The organism is Rhizobium aouanii (assembly GCF_037002925.1).
GTDB classification, from domain to species: domain Bacteria; phylum Pseudomonadota; class Alphaproteobacteria; order Rhizobiales; family Rhizobiaceae; genus Rhizobium; species Rhizobium aouanii.
Genome location: NZ_JBAMYD010000018.1, coordinates 154,151 through 172,837, shown reverse-complemented (window position 1 = coordinate 172,837; position 18,687 = coordinate 154,151). Strand labels below are relative to the sequence as shown.

The 18,687-nt window shown below is 61.5% G+C and carries 11 protein-coding genes and 1 pseudogene; 2 read left to right on the top strand and 10 right to left on the bottom strand.

Going from position 1 to position 18,687, the window contains the following annotated elements; translation table 11 throughout:
• Positions 1–61 precede the first annotated feature (61 nt).
• Together V8P77_RS27935 and V8P77_RS27930 are read left to right on the top strand one after the other, a co-directional pair.
• Positions 62–459: pseudogene (locus V8P77_RS27935) on the top strand (IS5 family transposase); the annotation flags it as partial.
• 269 nt (positions 460–728) lie between these two features.
• Positions 729–1,082, top strand: coding sequence for a VOC family protein (locus V8P77_RS27930; RefSeq protein ID WP_221960533.1), 354 nt, complete (start codon positions 729–731; stop codon positions 1,080–1,082).
• 49 nt (positions 1,083–1,131) lie between these two features.
• Here V8P77_RS27930 and V8P77_RS27925 read toward each other — a convergent pair whose 3' ends face one another.
• From V8P77_RS27925 to V8P77_RS27880, 10 genes are all read right to left on the bottom strand, one after another.
• Positions 1,132–2,370: an OpgC family protein gene (locus tag V8P77_RS27925; protein ID WP_335915296.1), complete on the bottom strand. Its 1,239-nt coding sequence runs from the start codon at positions 2,368–2,370 to the stop codon at positions 1,132–1,134.
• Between the two features lie 100 nt (positions 2,371–2,470).
• Positions 2,471–10,990 carry a glycoside hydrolase family 94 protein gene (locus tag V8P77_RS27920; protein WP_335915295.1) on the bottom strand — a complete coding sequence of 2,840 codons (8,520 nt, stop codon included), beginning with the start codon at positions 10,988–10,990 and terminating at the stop codon, positions 2,471–2,473.
• Positions 10,991–11,638: 648 nt separating this feature from the next.
• The gene (locus V8P77_RS27915; RefSeq protein ID WP_003543858.1) at positions 11,639–11,803 is read right to left on the bottom strand and encodes a hypothetical protein; all 165 of its coding nucleotides are present in this window, start codon (positions 11,801–11,803) and stop codon (positions 11,639–11,641) included.
• A 129-nt stretch (positions 11,804–11,932) separates the two neighbouring features.
• Positions 11,933–12,121 carry a hypothetical protein gene (locus V8P77_RS27910; protein WP_020052143.1) on the bottom strand — a complete coding sequence of 63 codons (189 nt, stop codon included), beginning with the start codon at positions 12,119–12,121 and terminating at the stop codon, positions 11,933–11,935.
• 162 nt (positions 12,122–12,283) lie between these two features.
• On the bottom strand, positions 12,284–13,033 hold the full coding sequence (locus V8P77_RS27905; RefSeq protein WP_027668550.1) for an ABC transporter ATP-binding protein: 750 nt from the start codon (positions 13,031–13,033) through the stop codon (positions 12,284–12,286).
• Positions 13,030–13,863 (bottom strand): ABC transporter ATP-binding protein, encoded by an 834-nt coding sequence (locus V8P77_RS27900; RefSeq protein ID WP_335915293.1) that lies wholly within the window; start codon positions 13,861–13,863, stop codon positions 13,030–13,032. Before V8P77_RS27900 ends, V8P77_RS27905 begins: the two co-directional genes overlap by 4 nt.
• Positions 13,860–14,795 (bottom strand): ABC transporter permease, encoded by a 936-nt coding sequence (locus tag V8P77_RS27895; protein ID WP_168268714.1) that lies wholly within the window; start codon positions 14,793–14,795, stop codon positions 13,860–13,862. Before V8P77_RS27895 ends, V8P77_RS27900 begins: the two co-directional genes overlap by 4 nt.
• On the bottom strand, positions 14,792–15,859 hold the full coding sequence (locus V8P77_RS27890; RefSeq protein WP_335915289.1) for an ABC transporter permease: 1,068 nt from the start codon (positions 15,857–15,859) through the stop codon (positions 14,792–14,794). The genes V8P77_RS27895 and V8P77_RS27890 overlap by 4 nt, the downstream gene beginning before the upstream one ends.
• An 18-nt stretch (positions 15,860–15,877) precedes the next feature.
• The gene (locus V8P77_RS27885; protein ID WP_335915288.1) at positions 15,878–17,521 is read right to left on the bottom strand and encodes an ABC transporter substrate-binding protein; all 1,644 of its coding nucleotides are present in this window, start codon (positions 17,519–17,521) and stop codon (positions 15,878–15,880) included.
• A gap of 37 nt (positions 17,522–17,558) precedes the next feature.
• On the bottom strand, positions 17,559–18,617 hold the full coding sequence (locus tag V8P77_RS27880) for a dipeptidase (protein ID WP_131620057.1): 1,059 nt from the start codon (positions 18,615–18,617) through the stop codon (positions 17,559–17,561).
• Between the last annotated feature and the right edge of the window lie 70 nt (positions 18,618–18,687).

The following is an 18,687-nucleotide window of genomic DNA, read 5'->3' as shown; positions in this document are numbered from 1 at the left end:
TCAAACCGGTTGATCACTGATTCATAGGATACCGTGTGCTGCACGGAGGCCTTTGATGGGCGTGAAGCGATACGAGTTGAACGAGGCGCAATGGTCGAGAATTGCGCCTTTGTTGCCAGACAAATCCAGCGATCCGGGTCGAGCGGAAGTAGACAACCGGACGTTTGTGAACGGGTGTTTGTGGATACTGCGCTCGGGCGCACACTGGCAGGACCTGCCGGAGCGCTACGGCAAGTGGAAGACGGTCCACCGCCGGTTCAGTCGCTGGTGCCAGGCCGGCGTATGGGAGCAAGTCTTTGATGCGCTCACTGCTGACCGGGACAATCGGTACTTAATGATCGACAGCACCATCGTGCGTGCCCATCAACAGGCTGCGAGCGGAAAAGAGGGGCCAAGGATCAGGCGCTGGGGCGTTCCAGAGGTGGACTGAGGGCCAAGGTCCATATGCTGGTCGATGCATAGCCTCAAGCCGTTCCCGAAACCGAGAGACGGTGTCGCGTCCTGCCGGGCATCTCTCCGCCAAACCATGCCGACCTCCCGAGAAATCACCACGGAAGTGTCAGGCATGTCTCCGAACATCTGTCAGCTATGTCTCCGGGCTTGTACACAAGGGGGAGATGGGATGCCGCGTGGGTACCGCACGGTGTCTCCACACTTGTCCATATGATTGATCGCTGCGTTGATCCCCGCTATCCTTTTCCATCATGGAGTACCTCGGGAGCGAACCCATGAAGGTCCTGCGCATCGTCGCCAATATCCAGGCAGCGGATATCACCCTGGCCCGGCGCTTCTATCAGGATATCCTCGGTCTTGACGTCATCATGGATCACGGCTGGATCACGACATTCGGCGCGGCGCGCTCGATGAACGTTCAGCTCAGCATCGCCAGTGAAGGCGGTTCCGGAACGGAAGTGCCGGACCTCTCGATCGAGGTTGATGACCTCGATGCCGCTTTCGAGGCGATGTCGGCCTCAGGCTTCCCGATCGAATACGGCCCGGCCGACGAGCCTTGGGGCGTCAGGCGCTTTTATGTGCGCGATCCCTTCGGCAAGCTGGTGAACATCCTCGTACATAAAAATTGAGCCGGCGGCCATCGGCCACCGGCTCCTTCATGTCGGGCAAATCCGAGCCCTATTTCCGATCGTTCTGGCGATAGGCATTCGCCGTCCCGCCAATGCGGACGGGAACGGGAACCGTGGCGGTATCGGCCACAAGTTTCCCCTTGACCTTGCCCTGCTGGCGTTTGCGCTCGAGATAATAGGCATAGGCAAATTGTATCGCGATCCCTGCAATCACGACGAGCGGACCGACCAGCTGATCCTTGTTGGTGATGTAGAGCACCACCTGGCCGATCATGGCGAGGATCGTGCCGGCGACGAAGATGTTCAGCGAATGACGGCCGAGGATCGTCAGCGGATGGTCCGCAGGACGGCGCAGGATGCGTGAGAGCGCCGGGATGCTGATGACGAGATAGGTCAGCGCCAGCACATGCAGCAGCCGCGGCAGCGACAGGAAGGTCTTGTCGAAACCGGTGATAACAGCCGGCAGGCCGAGGGCCGCCAGCGAATTGCCCCAGATCCAGAGATGGCCGGTGACCCAGATGAAGGACAACATGACGTAACCGGCAGCGGCCGCAAGCAGCAGCGGATGCCGCGGGATCGTGCCGCCGCGCTTGATATGCAGCATCGAGACGATGCCGATCGAAAACAGGAACTGCCAGGAAAGCGGATTGAGGAACCAATAGTCTTCAATCAGCATGTTGTGCGGCGCCACCTGGTAGATGCCCGCCAGCAGCCAGACCGCGGCCGATACGCCGAGCGCCAGCCACGGGCTGCGCGCATTCAACAGCAGGATGATCGGCACCATCAGCATCAGCGCGCCGTACATCGGCAGGATATTGTTGTAGCCGATCTGGTGGCCGAGCAGCAGCAGCGCCGGAATGCCTTCCTTCAGGTTCATCAGAACCGCCAGGATATTGATTTCGACCAGCAATCCCGGCCGATGGAACAGCCAGGCGCCGCAGATAAAGAGCGCCAGCGTCATGAAGGTGGTGATCATATGGGCCAGATAAAGCGTGAAGGCGCGCTTTACCGCCTTGATCGCCACCGTCAGCCGGTTGCCCGGCTGGAAGCGGGAGCCATAGGCAAGGCCGACGGCAATACCCGAGATCAGCACGAAGGCCTCGGCGGCATCGGAAAAACCAAAATTCTTCGTCGTCACATATTCGAAGATTTGTCCGGGAACATGATTGATGAAGATCATGATCAGGGCCACGCCGCGCAAGACGTCAAGCCTCGTGTCGCGCGCCGGCGCAGTTGCGGATAGGGAACTGCGCCCCGCGACGATGGCTTCGGTCGGCGTGCTTGCCATGGGTGTCTCCTTATTATCCGATTTGCAAACGCGACGACGGCCAAAAGGGTTCCCTTTTGGCCGTCGCGAATCGCCGTGTTTTACAGCGTGGAGAACGCTGTTATCCGAGCGGATATCCCTCTTCGGGATCGGTGACTTCGCAGCCGTTGATCGACAGAGTGTAGCCGCTGTCATTGGACGCTTTTGAGACCGAAATGCGGTATTTGCCGTCGCCTTGCTCCACCTCTGCCGCAAAACCGTCCCATTCCGACGGGAGCGACGGGCGCACATAGAGCCGGCCGTCCTTCAGCCGGATGCCGAGGATGCCCTCGACGGCGGCGCGGTAGAGCCAGCCGGCAGACCCGGTATACCAGGTCCAGCCGCCGCGCGACGTATAGGGCTCATGTCCGTAGACGTCAGCCGCCACGACATAGGGTTCGACGCGGTATTGCTCCGCTGAAGCCTTGTCGAGCGCATGGGTGATCGGGTTGAGGATCTGAAAGCAGCGGAAGGCATCGTCGCCCCGCTTCAGCTCCGCCAGCGCCATCACCACCCAGGTCGCGGCATGGGTATATTGCCCGCCGTTTTCGCGCACCCCCGGCGGATAGGCCTTGATATAGCCGGGATCCTTGGCGGAGTTGGCGAAAGGCGGCGTGAACAGCCGGATGATGCGAGCGTCCTCGTCGACCAGCTGATCGAGCACGGCATCCATCGCCGTGACGGCGCGGACCGGATCGCCCTCGCCCGACAGAACGCTCCAGGACTGCGCAATCGAATCGATGCGGCATTCCGGGCTTTCCCTGGAGCCGAGCAGCATACCGTCGTCGAATGTGCCGCGGCGATAGTAGCCGCCGTCCCAGGCCGCGGTTTCGAGCGCCTTCTTCAGCTCGGTAAGATGCGTTGACCAGCGCTCTGAACGGAGCGTGTCGCCACGCTCTTCGGCATAGGGAATGAAGGAGCGCAATGCCCCCGCCAGGAACCAGCCGAGCCAGACGCTGGTGCCGCGCCCGCCGATGCCGACGCGGTTCATGCCGTCGTTCCAGTCGCCGCCAAGAAACAGCGGCAGACCGTTTGTCCCCTTGCGAGCGATGGCGAGATCAAGCGCCAGCGCCGCGTGTTCGTAGACGCTCGCCGTGTCCTCGGAAATTTCCGGCTTGTAGAACGAGTCGTGCTGGCCTTCGAGCAGTGCCGGCCCTTCGAGGAAGGCGATCTCCTCGTCAAGCACGTTTTTGTCGCCGGTGACGCTGCAATAGTGATGGATCGCGTAAGCGAGCCAGACGACGTCGTCGGAGATCAGCGTGCGCACGCCGGCACCCGTTCCCGGCAGCCACCAATGCTGCACGTCGCCTTCGCGGAATTGCCGCGAAGCGGCATTCAGGATCTGCCGGCGGGCAAGCGAGGGTTCGTGCAGCACGAAGGCCAAGGTGTCCTGCAGCTGGTCGCGGAAGCCGAAGGCGCCGCTTGCCTGGTAGAAGGCGGTGCGCGCCATGATGCGGCAGCCGAGGCTCTGATACGGTAGCCAGGTGTTGACGAGATTGTTCATCCCGCGATCCGGCGTCGATATCTGCAGCCTGCCGGTGAAATCCTGCCAGAAGGCGCGGTTTGCCTCGACGGTCTCGTCGAACGAAGCCTTGCGGATATCGGCGATGACGGTGCGCGCATCTTCTTCCGTCGGCGTATCGCCGAGGAAGAAGGTGAAGTCGCGCTCCTCGCCGGCGCCGAGCTCGATGTCGATTGCAAGCGCCGCGGCCGGATCACCGTCGAGTTCCGTCGCGCCGGAAAGGGCGGCGGCGGAAGTGACGGCCAGCGGTGCCTGGATCGTTCCCGCCTTGCCGATGAATTCGCGCCGGCTTGCCGAGAAGCTCGAAAGCGTCTCGCTCGCCGCAAAGAAGGCTGTGCGGTTGGAAAAATCGATGCTGTAGGGATTGGTGGCAAACAGCGCGCCCGTCTCCTCATCATGGCTCGACAGGATGAAAGGCACCGTGCGTCCCGGATTGCTGCCGAGGATCCATTCGACATAACCGTAGAGACGCAGCTTGCGGCCGGTCGAACCGGTGTTGCGCAGGCGTAGGCGCTGCAGTTTCACCGGCTTTTCGCGATCGATCGTCTGCGTCAGTTCCAGCGCGATCTCGTGCTGAACGCTGGAGAAGACGGAATAACCGAGCCCGTGGCGGGCTTCGAAACGAATGTCCGGCCTGCGGGAAAGCGCTGCGAACGGCGTCATGATCGCACCGCTGTCGAGATCGGCGAGATAGAACGCCTCGCCCGAACGGTTGACCACGGTATCGTTCGACCAGGAGGTCAGCTGATAGTCGCGCGAATTGACGCTCCAGGTGAAGCCGGAGCCCTCGGCCGAAACGTGGAAGCCGAATCTGTCGTTGGAGATGACATTGATCCAGGGCTGCGGCGTCGCGTGACCCCCGGGCAGCCGAACGACATATTCGCGTCCGTCGCGGGCAAAGCCGCCAATGCCGTTCCAGAAGTCGAGATCGCCTTCCTCCTCGATGACGACGGCGGGCACGACAGGTGGCGGCACCGGCGCAACACGCTTGACGGGGGCCTTGTTGCGCTCGGCCCGTTCCATCTCCTGCAACTCCTCCTTGGAAGGTGCAAACAGCGCGACGGCGCGGTTGATCTGGTCGACCACCTTGCCGTTCTTGGTATGCAGCGTGACGCGGGAAGCCGCGATCAGCGCATGATAGGTGCTCTCCTCCATCAGGTCCTTGCGAACCGCGAAGATATGCTGGCGCAACCCGTCGGCCTGGCCCATGCGGCGCACGTTTTCGCACATAGCGTCGAGCGCATGCTGCATGTCCTGCGCATAGGAAGAGGCGCGTTCGTTCATGATGACGAGATCGGCGGTGACGCCGCGAGAGCGCAGATATTCCTGCGCCAGCAGCGCCTCGCGGGCGATGTCGAGATCCATGTCATCGTTGATGCGCAGCGTGAAGATCGGGAAGTCGCCGGAGATCGCCAGCGGCCAGAGCGCCGATTGTGACTGCAGGCCGGCCTCGACGGTCGCCTCGTCCTTGCGCAGCTGCATGTCGGGATAGACGAGGTAGCGTCCGAGGTGCTGGAAGGCCGCCGCCTGCTGCGAGGTGACGCCGACATGGCGCATCTGCACCTGCGTGCGCGTCCAGGCCTGGACCAGCTCGTGGGTGAAGGCGTCGGGGTGGCGATAGCGGTTGACCGCCTTGTCGACTTCGTCACGGCTCGGCGCCGCGATCGTCCAGAAGATCACGCTGACTTTCTTGCCGGCCGGCACGCGGACGGTGCGGCGCAGCGACATGACGGCATCAAGCATGAAGCCGTCGCTGCCGGAAAGTGTCGCACCCGGATCGAAGGCCGCCGCATCGGCAAGGCTGCGGCCACGGCCGATGAACTTGCGCCGGTCGGTCTCGAATTCGGTGTGCCGAGTGTCGCCGGCATTGTCGACGATCAGATGTGCGATGCTGATGTTCGGCTCGTTCGGGTCGCGCTTGTTGCGTTCGGCGCGGATGACGTCGCCGCGCTTGCCGATCTCTGTCTTGACGAACATCCGGGCGAATGCCGGATGCGCATTGTCGGTATCGTCGGAGGTGATCACCGGTTCGAGGTAGGAGGTGACCTCGATGAAACGGTCTTCCGTACCCATGTTGAGCAGGGTGACGCGGCGGGCCTCGGCATCATGCTCGGTCGCAATGATGCACTCCACCTCGCTGGTGAGGTCGCCGACCGTCTTGGTGAACTGCGCCTTCTCGTCGGCGAATTCGACCTTGATCTTTTCGCCCTCGACACCCTTCGGCTCCGATGTCGTCGACCACCATTCATTGGTGGCGGTGTCGCGCAGGAAGATGAAGCTTCCCCAGCGGTCTTCGGTCGGATCGGCTTTCCAGCGCGAAACGGCAAGGCCGTTCCAGCGGGAATAACCGGCGCCGGTCGCCGTCAGCATCAGCGAATAATGGCCGTTCGACAGGAACACCAGTTCGCGGTCGCGCGACGCCGGATCGCTGATCTTCCTGATCTCCGGCCGCAGGAGATCGTCCTGGATGCTGGCCGGCGTGTCGGATTCATGCTTGCCGCTCATGACCGGAATGTCGCGCGGCGCCTTTTCCTGCAGCAGCAGCTCCGCTGCCTCGATGACGGGATCGGAGTGGAAGAGCTCGCGCAGATGACCGTTGAAGGCGACGTTGGCGACCGCCGCGATCGACATGCCGTGATGGTGGGCATAATAATTGTATACCACCGCGCATTTCTTGCCTTCCGGCACGCGCGTCGGCGTGAAGTCGACGGCGTCGTGGAAGCCGAACTTGCCGAGCGCACCGACCTTGCGCAGCCTCTGCAGGTTTTCGAGCGCCCCCGGGGGGTCGTACTGGGCGGCGAGCAGCGACGCGTAAGGCGCGATGACGGCATTGTGGCCGAGGCCACGCTTCAGGCCGAGCGTCGGCACGCCGAAATTCGTGTACTGGTAATTGAGGTTGTGGTCGCGGGCATTGAAGGCCGCTTCCGAAATGCCCCAGGGAATACCGAGCTTGCGGGCGTAATTCATCTGCTCGACGACGACCAGATTGTTGGTCTGGTTGAGAATACCCCCGCCGCGCTCCTGCATGACGAGCGGCGGCATCAGATATTCGAACATCGAGCCGGACCAGGAAACCAGCGCGCCGCGAGACCCTACAGGCACGACCTGGCGGCCGAGGCGGTACCAGTGTTCCGTCGGCAGGTCGCCCTTGGCGATGCCGAAGAGGCTGGTCAGGCGGCATTCCGAGGCGAGAAGGTCATAGCAGGCCTGGTCGAGTTCACCGCTTTCGACGCGGTAGCCGATCGACAGCAGACGCCGCTCCGGCCGGAACAGGAAGCCGAAATCCATCGAGAAGGCGAGATCGCGCGCCTTGTCGCGCAGCGCCACCAGCCGCGGCCTCAGCGCATCGACCTTGGAAAGATCGAAGGTGCTGTCGGAAATATGCGCCTCGCAGACCTTCACCAGCGATGCCGCCCACAAGGTGACCTCTTCGCTCTGCTTCGACTTGACCTCATGGTCGAGATTGGCGGCGAGCTTCTCGATGTCGCGCGCGAGAACGGCGAGGTTGATGATGCGGATGGAGGCGAATTCGTGCTCGCGCTTGACGGCGGCGAGTGCGTTCTGGAAGCCGACGATGCGCTCCTCCAGGCGTCGGCGCAGCGGACGCACGGTCTTGCGATCGTCGGGCAGGTCCGCCAGCACTTCGCCGAGAATGCCGGCCGTGTCGCCGACGCCGTCGAGATTGCCCTGCATATGGGCGGACGGCGCCTCGGCCCAATTGCGGCAGGCCGACGAAATGGCGATCAGATGGCCGGCGAGATTGCCGCTGTCGACAGCCGAGACGTAACGGGGACCAAGCGTCTGCAGCGTATCGGTGTGGTACCAGTTGAACAGGTGACCGCGGAATTTCTCCATTTTGTCGATCGTCGCGATCGTCTGCTCCAGCCGCTCGAGCGTCTCCTCGAAGGAGAACCAGCCGAAATGCCGGCCGGAAACGACGGAAAGCAGATAGACACCGATATTGGTCGGCGAGGTGCGCGCCGCAACGATCACATGCGGCGTTTCCTGGATATTGTCCGGCGGCAGATAGTTCTGTTCGGCCGTCGTGAAGGTCTCGAAATAACGCCAGGTGCGCCGGGCGATCTTGCGCAGTTCGCTCGACACGGAATCGGCGACCTCGAGCCGATCCTCGGTCTCCGCCGACTGGCTGACATACCAGGCGACAACAGGCGACAGGATCCACAGCAGCGCGAAGGGAATGCCGACGAGGAAGGCGTTGTCGCCGGGAAGGGCAGCAAAACCGAGCGCCAGCAGTGCCAGCACCGGTGCATGCCACATCGCCTTGTAATAGGAGATCAACGTACCCTGGCCGCCGGCCTGAACGCTGGCGGCGGTCCGCCACTGCAGCATCAGCTTGCGGCTGACGAACAGGCGGTAGAGCGAACGGCCGATCGCGTCCGCCATCATGCAAGCCGAATCGGCGATGAAGACGATGCGCAGCGCAACCTGCGCATTGGCAGCGGTGATATCGGACCAGACCGTATAGAGATGGGCGCGGGCGATGATATCGCTGGTGCGCGGGATGATGCCGTTGATGAGCGACAACGTCGGCGCGACGAAGAGGCAGAAGATCAGCAGAATCTGCCAGATGAGTGCGCCGAGCGGACTCATGAAATACCAGCCGAGCACCGAGGCGAAGAACCAGGCGATCGGTGTCAGCGAGCGGCGCAGATTGTCGAACATCTTCCAGCGGCCGAGTGCCGTGACGCCGTATTTCGGATTGAACATGTAGGGGAGAAGCTGCCAGTCGCCGCGTGCCCAGCGATGCTGGCGCGAGGTTTCCACCTCATAGCGGATCGGGAAATCCTCCACCAGTTCGAGATCGGTGACGAGCGCGCAACGCGCCATCGAACCTTCCAGAAGATCGTGGCTGAGCACGGAGTTCTCGTCGATCCGGCCCTTCAGCGACGTTTCGAAGGCGTCGACATGGTAAAGGCCCTTGCCGGTGAAGGTGCCTTCGCCGGCGAGATCCTGATAGACGTCGGAAACGGTGAAGACATAAGGATCGAGGCCGCGATTGATCGAAAAGACGCGCTGGAAGACCGACGCGTCCTTGCCCGTCGTCAGCGACGGAGTGACCCGCGGCTGCAGCACACCATAGCCGCTTTCGACGCGGCCGGTTTTCGGATTGATGACCGGGCGGTTGATTGGATGATAGAGCTTGCCGACGAGCTTGGTGACGGCATCGCGCATCAGGCGCGTATCGGCATCGAGCGTCATAACATATTGCACATTGGCCGGCACGGTATTGGCGCCCGGCAGGTAGGTCGTGTCGCGGTCGCCGCGCAGAAGCATGTTCAGCTCATGCAGCTTGCCGCGTTTACGCTCCCAGCCCATCCAGACGCCTTCCGAGGGATTGTAGAGGCGGCGGCGATGCAACAGATAGAAACGCGTCTTGCCGTCATAGGCATAGCGGGCGGAGAGATTGGCGATCTCGCGCCTGGCATAGTCGAGAACCTCGAGATCGGCAGGCGTTTCCTCGGCCTCGCTGTCCGGCCAGTCGCTCAGCATCGCGAAATAGATCTCGCCACGCGGATTGGCGAGATAATGGACTTCGAGATTGCGCACGTGATCGTCGACGCTGTCGCGGTTCGAGATCAGGCAGGGCACGACGAGTAGCGTACGCGCATCTTCCGGAATGCCTTCCTTGAACTCGTAGCCGACGAGGCGCGCCGGCGTCACGAAAAAGGATAGCAAGGTGTTGAAGAGGCCTGTCGCCCCCTCCGACGCCGGCACTGAGAACATGATCAGCAGCAGGGCGATTTCAAACGCACCCATGCCGGCATTCGCCATGAACTTGCCGACGATCGCCATGGCGATGACTGTCAGCAGCATGACGGGCACGGCAATCGCCAGCCAGTTGAACCGGCGCACGGCGCGCACGAAATGCTGGATGACCGTCGGGCGATAGTTCGCCCGCGCCTCAAGCTTCGGCCGCTGCGCGCCCGACAGGAAGCCGCCGACATTCGGTTCATGCGGCTGCGGCTCGTCGGAGGCCTTGGCGGCATCGGTCATGTCGAGCGCCAGCTGGGCGATTTCCATTTCCGACAGCGGCGAGCGCTTGGCCAGCTTCTCGATCTGTTTGCGATATTTGTTGCGCGAGCCGGAATCGAGGATGCCGTAATCCGAATGCTCCCAAAGCAGCTTGTCGACATGGCTGACCTGCTCGACCCAGACGGACCATTCGGCATCGTCGATCTCGCGAAGGCTGCGGATGATGTTGCCCATCGTCACGTTGCCGGAAGAGAGCCGGCTGTGTTCGGCCGTCGTCGCCTCTTCGGTGTTGCGGCCGAGTTCCTCCAGCCGCTGATCGAGCCAGGTAATCGCCAGGCTCGATGTCTGTGAGCCGTCGCGCAGGCGATAGAGGAACTGCGTCGAGAAGGTATTGTCCTCAGCAAGCGGTTCCAGCGTCTTCAGATAGGCGGCCGCCGCGGCTGGATCGGTAAGGCGCACCAATTCGTCGGCCGCCTCGTTGGCGCGGCGGCGCAGGCGGCGGCTGGCTTCGACACGGCTCGAAATGCGGCGGAGGTTTTCCACGAGCACGTAGCGCACGAGGGAGGGTAAAGCCCAGAGTTCGCCGATCCTGAGCGTCTCGCTGGCCTGGAAGCCGTCGACCAGCGCCGTCAGACTTTCCTGCGAGATCGTGCTGTGGGTATGGGCGACATAGAGCCAGGCAAGCACGAGGGTGCGCGGCACCTCGACGCCGCCGACGACCATGGTCGGCAATTCGCGATAGAAGCGGCGGGGGAAGTCGCGCCGCACCTCTTGGATCGCCTCTTCGACGATATAGTGATTGTCCAGCAGCCATTCTGCCGCCGGCGTGATGGTATCGCCGGCCTCGACATCGGTCGCCGTGGTCCGGTAGACGCGCAGGATTTCCTTCTCGTTTTCCTTATGACGCGCAAAGAAATCGAAGGGGGCGAAGGCCGGCAGCTTGTCGACGCCATTGCGGGCGACCGCATCGCCCATCGCCTTGATGTCCTCGTTCGAAAGATAGGTCGAGCGGATCGAACCATTGTGATCGATCTGCTTCGTCTCGGGTTCGCGCGGAAAGCTCGGAGAAAGATGAGAAATAGACATGGGTTCGGTTCTGGATCCAAACAAAGTTATGGCTGTTTTGCTCAGCCTTTTGCACTGCTTATCATGACTGCTACATGAACGGAGCCCTATTCTTCAAAGATCGATGAAGCCGGGGTGAGCGACACTCGGGCCAAGCGATGCAAACGGGCTAAGCCCTGTTGAGGACCTAACCCGACGGGATCAAGACCATCGATACCCTCTCTGCGAAAGCCATGGCGAAAATTTGGACACCCTCGGGAAAATTCAAGTCAAGCGGCATGCGCCGCCGCCCGGCGATCTTGTCTGAGCGGCGGAAATGACGAAAATGCCGGCACCTGGTTCCGGCAATGCAAGAGTTCTTCGATGTCAGAAAAACGAAAGACGCATGATCGCCTGACCATGCGTCTGGCGGCGGTTTGGGCGGTTGTGGCCCATGCCGCTTCCGCTCGAGATCAAGGTCGCTCGGGCGTGTTTTGGTTGGCGTGAAAAAAGTACAGAAGAACGATGGGGGTCGGAATGCCGACCAACCATAACGAAATGCCTCTCATGACCACTCTCCTTTGAGGTTAGAGTGTCAGGAGAGTGCCGAGACAAATGAAATGTTCCGAAGTTCTATAAAGGCGGAAACCGCCGCAGCGCCGGCATCTGCCGACGCTTGATCACGCCGGATTACCCGACGACGCCGCAAACCATGGCTACGACGAACAGGAATGCCGCGGTGAAGATCGCGCCATGAAGCATCGTCTGAAGCCTGTGGCGCGTGGTGAGCGGCTTCTTGGTCGGTACGGAACCATACTGGTTCACGTGAGCATGCGAAATACCCAGATCTGCCATATGTCGCCTCCGTTGTTTCTCGTGCGGCCGGTTGTGCGGCTCGCGGTTATGTTCTTATTTTCTCTATCAAGTAGGTAGAGATAAATTTCCGTCCAGAGCCAACGGAAGAGAAAATTCAACCAGCCCCTTTTAGCAGAGCGTGCGCCATGCCCAGATCAACGAGCGCTCGACGGCGTTCTCGTTCTGCGACGGGTTGGAGGAAGTCTCGATCAGCCGACGGTCCTTTTCCGCAGGAATGGATGCCGAAATCTGTTCCCGACGATCGGCTCGAACAGGAGGATCGAGGTAACCCATGGTCATCCCACCGAGAAAGAACATGCATCAACCTCCATCGATCACGAAAGCTAACAATCGTTAACGGGATCATGACAGAAGCGAGGCAGCTGTCAATAGTCTAGCTGAATGGTCGTCTTTTAGGGAAGCATTATCCTTAACACCGCCGTCGGTCCTTCCTTTTCAACGGTTTGAAAAGATTGACTTTCAGGCTTTGACGAAACCCTTGCTCGCAATCATCAAATTTCTCGTATAGTCCTCGTGAACCGCGCCTTGCGCCAGTTCCTGCGAGCTCAGCCGCTCGACGACGGCGCCGTTGCGCATCACGGCGAGCCTTTCACACATATGGGTGACGACACCGAGATCATGGCTGACCATCACGAAGGTGAGCTTGCGGTCGCGTCGGATCTCTTCCAGCAGGTTCAGCACTTCTGCCTGCACCGAGGCGTCGAGCGCCGATGTCGGCTCGTCAAGCAGCAGGATCGACGGTTCCACGATCAGCGCCCGGGCGATCGCCACGCGCTGGCGCTGGCCGCCGGAGAGCTGGTGCGGATAGCGGAAACGGAAACCATTGCCGAGGCCGACCTCGTCAAGCGCGCGGGCGATGCGCTTCTCGCCGTCGGCGATGCCGTGGATTGCTAGCGGTTCGAGCAGAAGCCGGTCGATCGTCTGGCGCGGATGCAGCGAACCATAAGGGTCCTGGAAGACCATTTGCACGCGCCGGTAGAAGACTTTGCTGCGTTTCGAACCTTTCAGCGGCTCGCCATCGATGTTGATCGCGCCGCCGCTGACGGGCGCAAGTCCGGCAACGGCCCGCAGCAAGGTCGATTTTCCCGAGCCGGATTCGCCGACGAGACCAAAGGATTCGCCGCGTTCGACAGTGATGCTGACATTCTTCAAGGCATGAAAATGGTCGTAGACGACGCTGAGATCGTCGATCTCGAGAGCTGCACTCATGCCGCCCACTCCGGCTTGCGGTCGAGCACCGGCAGCGGGTGGCGGTTTGCGCCGATCTCGGGCATGCAGTTCAGCAGTCCCTGCGTATAGGGATGCTGCGCATGTTTGAGATCGGCCGCCGCCAGCTCCTCGACAATCTTTCCGGCATACATGACGATGACGCGATCGCAGAAGGAAGAGACCAGCCTCAGATCGTGGGACACGAAGATCAGCCCCATGCCGCGCTCGGACACCAGTCTGTCCATGATCCGGAGCACGTCGAGTTGCACCGTCACGTCGAGCGCCGAGGTCGGCTCGTCGGCAATCAGCAGTTCAGGACCGGCAATCAGCATCATGGCGATCATCGCGCGCTGCCCCATGCCGCCCGAGACCTCGTGCGGATGCAGGTCGAAGACACGTTGCGGGTCGCGGATCTGCACCGCTTCCAGCATGGCGAGCGCGCGCTCGCGCGCCTCCGTCTTGCCGACCTTCTCATGCGTGCGCAGCGTTTCGCAGATCTGCCGTCCGATCGACATGACGGGATCGAGCGAGTATTTCGGATCCTGCAGGATCATGGCGATGCGCTTGCCGCGCAGCCTGCGCCTTTCGCCGGCAGACGCATTGATCAGATCGATGCCGTTGAAATTAAGCCTCTCGGCCGTGACGATGCCGTGTTTCGGCGTCAGGCCCATGATTGCCCGCCCGGTCTGCGACTTGCCGGAACCGGACTCGCCGACGATGCCGAGCCTTTCCTTGCCGAGCGTGAAGGAGACGCCGCGCACGGCTTCGATCACGCCTGTGCGCGTGGGGTAGCTGACCTTGAGCTTGTCCACGGTCAGAAGTGTCGTCATTGGCCGCTCTCCTTCGGATCGAGCGCGTCGCGCAGGCCGTCGCCGAGGAGATTGAAGCCGAGACTGACGATAAGGATGGCGATGCCGGGCATCGCCGCGACCCACCATTGATCGAGGATGAAGCGCCGTCCCGAGGCGATCATCGCCCCCCATTCCGGCAGCGGCGGCTGCGCCCCCAGACCGAGGAAACCGAGACCGGCCGCCGTCAGGATGATCCCCGCCATGTCGAGCGTCACGCGCACGATCAGCGAGGAAATGCAGAGCGGCATGACATGGCGCACGATGATGCGAAGCGGCGAGGCGCCCATCAGTTTCACCGCCGAAATATAGTCGGAACGCCGGACCGTCAGCGTCTCGGCGCGCGCAATGCGGGCATAGGGGGGCCAGGATGTGATGGCGATGGCGATGATCGCATTCTGGATGCCGGGACCGAGGGCTGCGACGAAGGCGAGCGCCAGCACCAGCTTCGGAAAGGCGAGGAAGATATCGGTGATGCGCATCAGTGTCGCATCCACCCAGCCTCCGGCATAACCGGAGACCGTACCGACAATCAGCCCGACCGGCGCCGAGATGACGGCGACCAGCACGACGACGAGCAGCGTCAATCGCGATCCGTAGATCAGCCGCGAATAAATATCACGACCCTGATCGTCCGAACCGAGCCAGAATTCCCCCGTGCCGGGCGGCAGCAGCCGAGCATTGCGCAGATCGCCGACAACGGGATTATGCGTGGCGAGCACATCGGCAAAGGCGGCGATGAAAAGCAGCGCCACGATGATCAGCAGGCCGACGACGGCGAGCCTGTTTGCCGTAAACTGCCGCCATGTGACATAGGTGCGGCCGAGGCGGGCCTGCAGGCGCGATTGCGGCCGGTCGGAGAGCAGCCATTCGCGGCGGCTCATCGGCGGGGATGGGTTGGCGGGAACCGTCATCGGTTTCGCGTCCTCGGGTCGAGCGTCCGGTAAAGAAGATCGGACAGAAGGTTGATGCCGATGAAGACCGTGCCGATGATGATCGTGCCACCGAGTACGGCGTTCATGTCGGCGTTCTGCAGCGAATTGGTGATGTAGAGCCCGATGCCCGGCCAGGAAAAGACGGTTTCCGTCAGCACCGATCCTTCGAGCAGGCCGGCATAGGAAAGCGCAATGACGGTGACCAAAGGCACGGCGGCATTGCGCAACGCATGGCCCCAGATCACCCGCGTTTCCGAAAGCCCCTTGGCCCGCGCGGCAACGATATATTCCTGGGAAAGCTCGTTCAGCATGAAGCTGCGCGTCATGCGGCTGATATAGGCGAGCGAGAAATAGCCGAGCAGCGAGGCAGGCAGGATGATGTGGCGGAAGACATCATAGAAGACGTCCCATTGCCCCTGCCAGGCGCTGTCGAGCAGGTAGAGACCGGTGATCGGCGTGAACGTATATTCGAAGACGATGTCGATGCGGCCGGGAAAGGCCACCCAGCGCAGCCGCGCATAGAAGATGACGAGCGAGATCAGCGCCAGCCAGAAGATCGGCACCGAATAACCGACGAGGCCGACGACGCGCACCACCTGGTCGGCAATGCTGCCGCGGCGCACCGCTGCGAGAACGCCGAGCGGTACGCCGACGAAGGCGCCGATGAGCGTTCCGAACGTTGCGAGCTCGATTGTCGCCGGCAGGACACGGCGGATATCGACCATGACGGGATTGGTCGTCAGCACCGAATTGCCGAAATCGCCGGACAGGACGCCTTTGATATAAATGAAAAATTGCTGGTAAAGCGGCAGGTTGAAGCCCATTTCCTGGCGTACGCGCTCGACGACGTGGTTGGGCGCGCGGTCGCCGAGAATGGCGAGCACGGGATCGATCGGCACGACGCGGCCGATGAAGAAGGTGACGGCCAGAAGGCCGAGATAGGTGGTGACGGCGGCAAACAGAAACCGCCCTAACGCCTTTGCAAAGGCCCTAGCACGGCCCTTGCGGGGCCGCACCTCCTGCGTTGTTTCGACGGTGCTCAAGCGACAAATCCTGCCGGACTATTCCTTGGCGATCGGACCGACGAAATTGGTGTCGAAGCTCGGACCCAGTTTGAAGTCCTTCAGGCTCTTGCGGTAGCCGGCCACCTCGATCTGCTGGAAGATGAAGATGAAGGGGCTGTTTGCCAGATACTTCTTCTGGATGTCCTGATATATGGCGGCGCGCTTGGCGGCGTCGCGCTCCAGAAGTGCCGCCTTGGCTTGCTTGTCGAGCTCCGGCGCTTCCCAGCTGTTGCGCCACGCGAGCGTCTTCACCGTGCCGGCATCGGAATTGTCCGGATTGCCGGTAAAGGTGTCGGCATTGGAATTCGGGTCGAAATAGTCCGAACCCCATTGGCCGATATACATGTCGTGGGTACGGGCGCGGTACTTGGTCAGCGTCTGCTTGCCGTCGCCGGGGATGATTTCCATCTTCACGCCGGCCTGCGCCAGCGTCTGCTGCATCGATTCGGCGATACCGGTCACCGGCTGGCTGTTGCGCACGTCCATGGTGATCGAGAAACCGTCGGGTACGCCGGCCTTGGCAAGCAGTTCCTTGGCCTTGGCGACATCGAGCTTGTAGGGATTCTCATCGAGTGCGCCGAGCTGGCCCTTTGGCAGGAAGGTCTGATGGATCTCGCCGATACCCTTGATCAGCGTTGCGCTGATCGCATCGTAATCGACCAGATATTTGAAGGCTTCCTGGACTTCCGGCTTCTTAAGGTTCTCGTTCTTGTTGTTCAGGCTGACATAATAGATCGTGCCCTTCGGCGCACTCGTTATCGCGAGATCGGCATTCTTCGAAACCGCGTCGATATCGCCCGGCTCGAGATTGCGGGCGATATCGATATCACCGGCTTCGAGCGCCAGGCGTTGGGCAGCGCTCTCCTTCATGTAGCGGTAGATGACGCGGTTGAGCTTTGCCTTGTCGCCATAATAATTGTCGTTGCGCTCCAGCACGACGACTTCGTTGGCGCGCCATTCGCGCATCTTATAGGGGCCGGAGCCGGCATAGCCGGTCTTCAGCCATTCATTACCGAAGTCGTTGTCGTATTTGTGGTCGGCATCGGGCGTCACCGCCTTCACATGCTCCAGCACCAGCTTCTTGTCGACGACGGAAGCGACCGTTGCCGTCAGGCAATTGAGCACGAAACTCGGCGCATAGGCCTTGTCGACCGTGAAGACGAAGGTGCCGGCATCGGTCGCCTTGGCCTTTTCCGTGACGTTGTCGCCGGTCAGGCCGAACTGGGTGAGGATGAAGGCCGGGCTCTTGTCGAGCTTGACGGCGCGCTCGAATGACCAGGCGACGTCTTCGGCGGTGATCGGGTTGCCGGAGGCGAATTTCAGGCCTGACTTCAGCTTGAACGTATAGGTAAGGCCGTCATCGGATACGCTCCAGCTCTCCGCCAGATCGCCCTTCACCTTGGACGTGTCGTCCATATCGAGACGGACGAGCAGACTGTAGCTGTTGGTGGTGATTTCGGCCGTCGAAAGCTCGAAAGCCTCGCCCGGATCCATCGTGATGATATCGTCGATGGCAAATCCTTCGACCAGCGTATCCTTCGGCGTCTCGGCGAAGGCGGAGGGTGGCGCCATCATCAGGAGCGAAAGGGCGGCTCCCGCCGAAAGCATGCGAAAATTGCGGCTGAGTTTGGTCATCATCATGGTCTGTTCCCCTGTTTTTTGATTGGATACGAAAGGCTTAGGCGTGGTCCTCCCGCCAAGCCTGGGCCAGAATGCGAAGCCAGTTTTCACGGGCGAGTTTTGCCAGGTCGGCATCAGCATAGCCAACCTCTCTGAGAGCGGCAATCAGCTTCTGATTACCGGCTGCATCGCCGATTTCCTCGGGAATGGTGGCCCCGTCGAAGTCCGATCCGAGCGCCACGCAGTCGATGCCGATGCGGTTCACAAGATAGTCGATGTGGCGGATCATGTCGGCAAGCGGCGTATCGCTGTCCGAGCGGCCGTCGGCACGCAGCATGGCGGTGGCATAATTGATGCCGACGAGCCCGCGGCTTTCGCGGATCGCATCGAGCTGCCTGTCTGTCAGGTTGCGCGCGACCGGCGTCAGGGCATGGGCATTGGAGTGGCTGGCGACCAGCGGCTGATCCGTCTTCTTCGCCACGTCCCAGAAACCCTTCTCGGTGATATGGGCAAGGTCGATCAGGATGCCGAGGCGATTGCATTCCCTGACCAGCGCGAAGCCGGCATCGGTGAGGCCCGGCGCCGTGTCCGGCGACATCGGGAAGGCGAAAGGCACGCCGTGACCGAAGACATTGTGCCGGCTCCAGACCGGACCGAGCGACCGCAGCCCTGCCGCATAGAATACCTCGAGCGCCGAGAGATCGGCGCCGATCGCCTCGCAGCCTTCCATATGCATGACGGCGGCGAAAATGCCGTCCGCCATGGCGCTGCGGATATCCTTCACCGTCCGGCAGAGCCGCCAGGCGCCGGCCTGGTCGAGCCGCAACGCAATTGCCGCCATTTCATTGGCGATGGCAAGGGAAGGCAGCGGATCGAGAGGGGCGGCCATCGGCGTCACATAACGGCCATCGGCATCCGGGTCGGCGAAGACGAGATCGCCCGAGGGAATGTAAATGGCGCAGAGACCGCCCGAAAGGCCACCCTCTCTGGCGCGATGCGCATCGATATGGCCGACCGTCGTGCCGTCTGCGAATTCCGCGATCGGATCGCTGCCGTCTTTTGAATGTGTCCAGAGCCGAAGGAGAACGTCGTTGTGACCGTCAAATACGAATTGCATCTGTCTTCCTGCGCTGCCCTACTGCATAATTCCTTAAATCGGAATCGATTTAAGAACAAAATTATGCAGC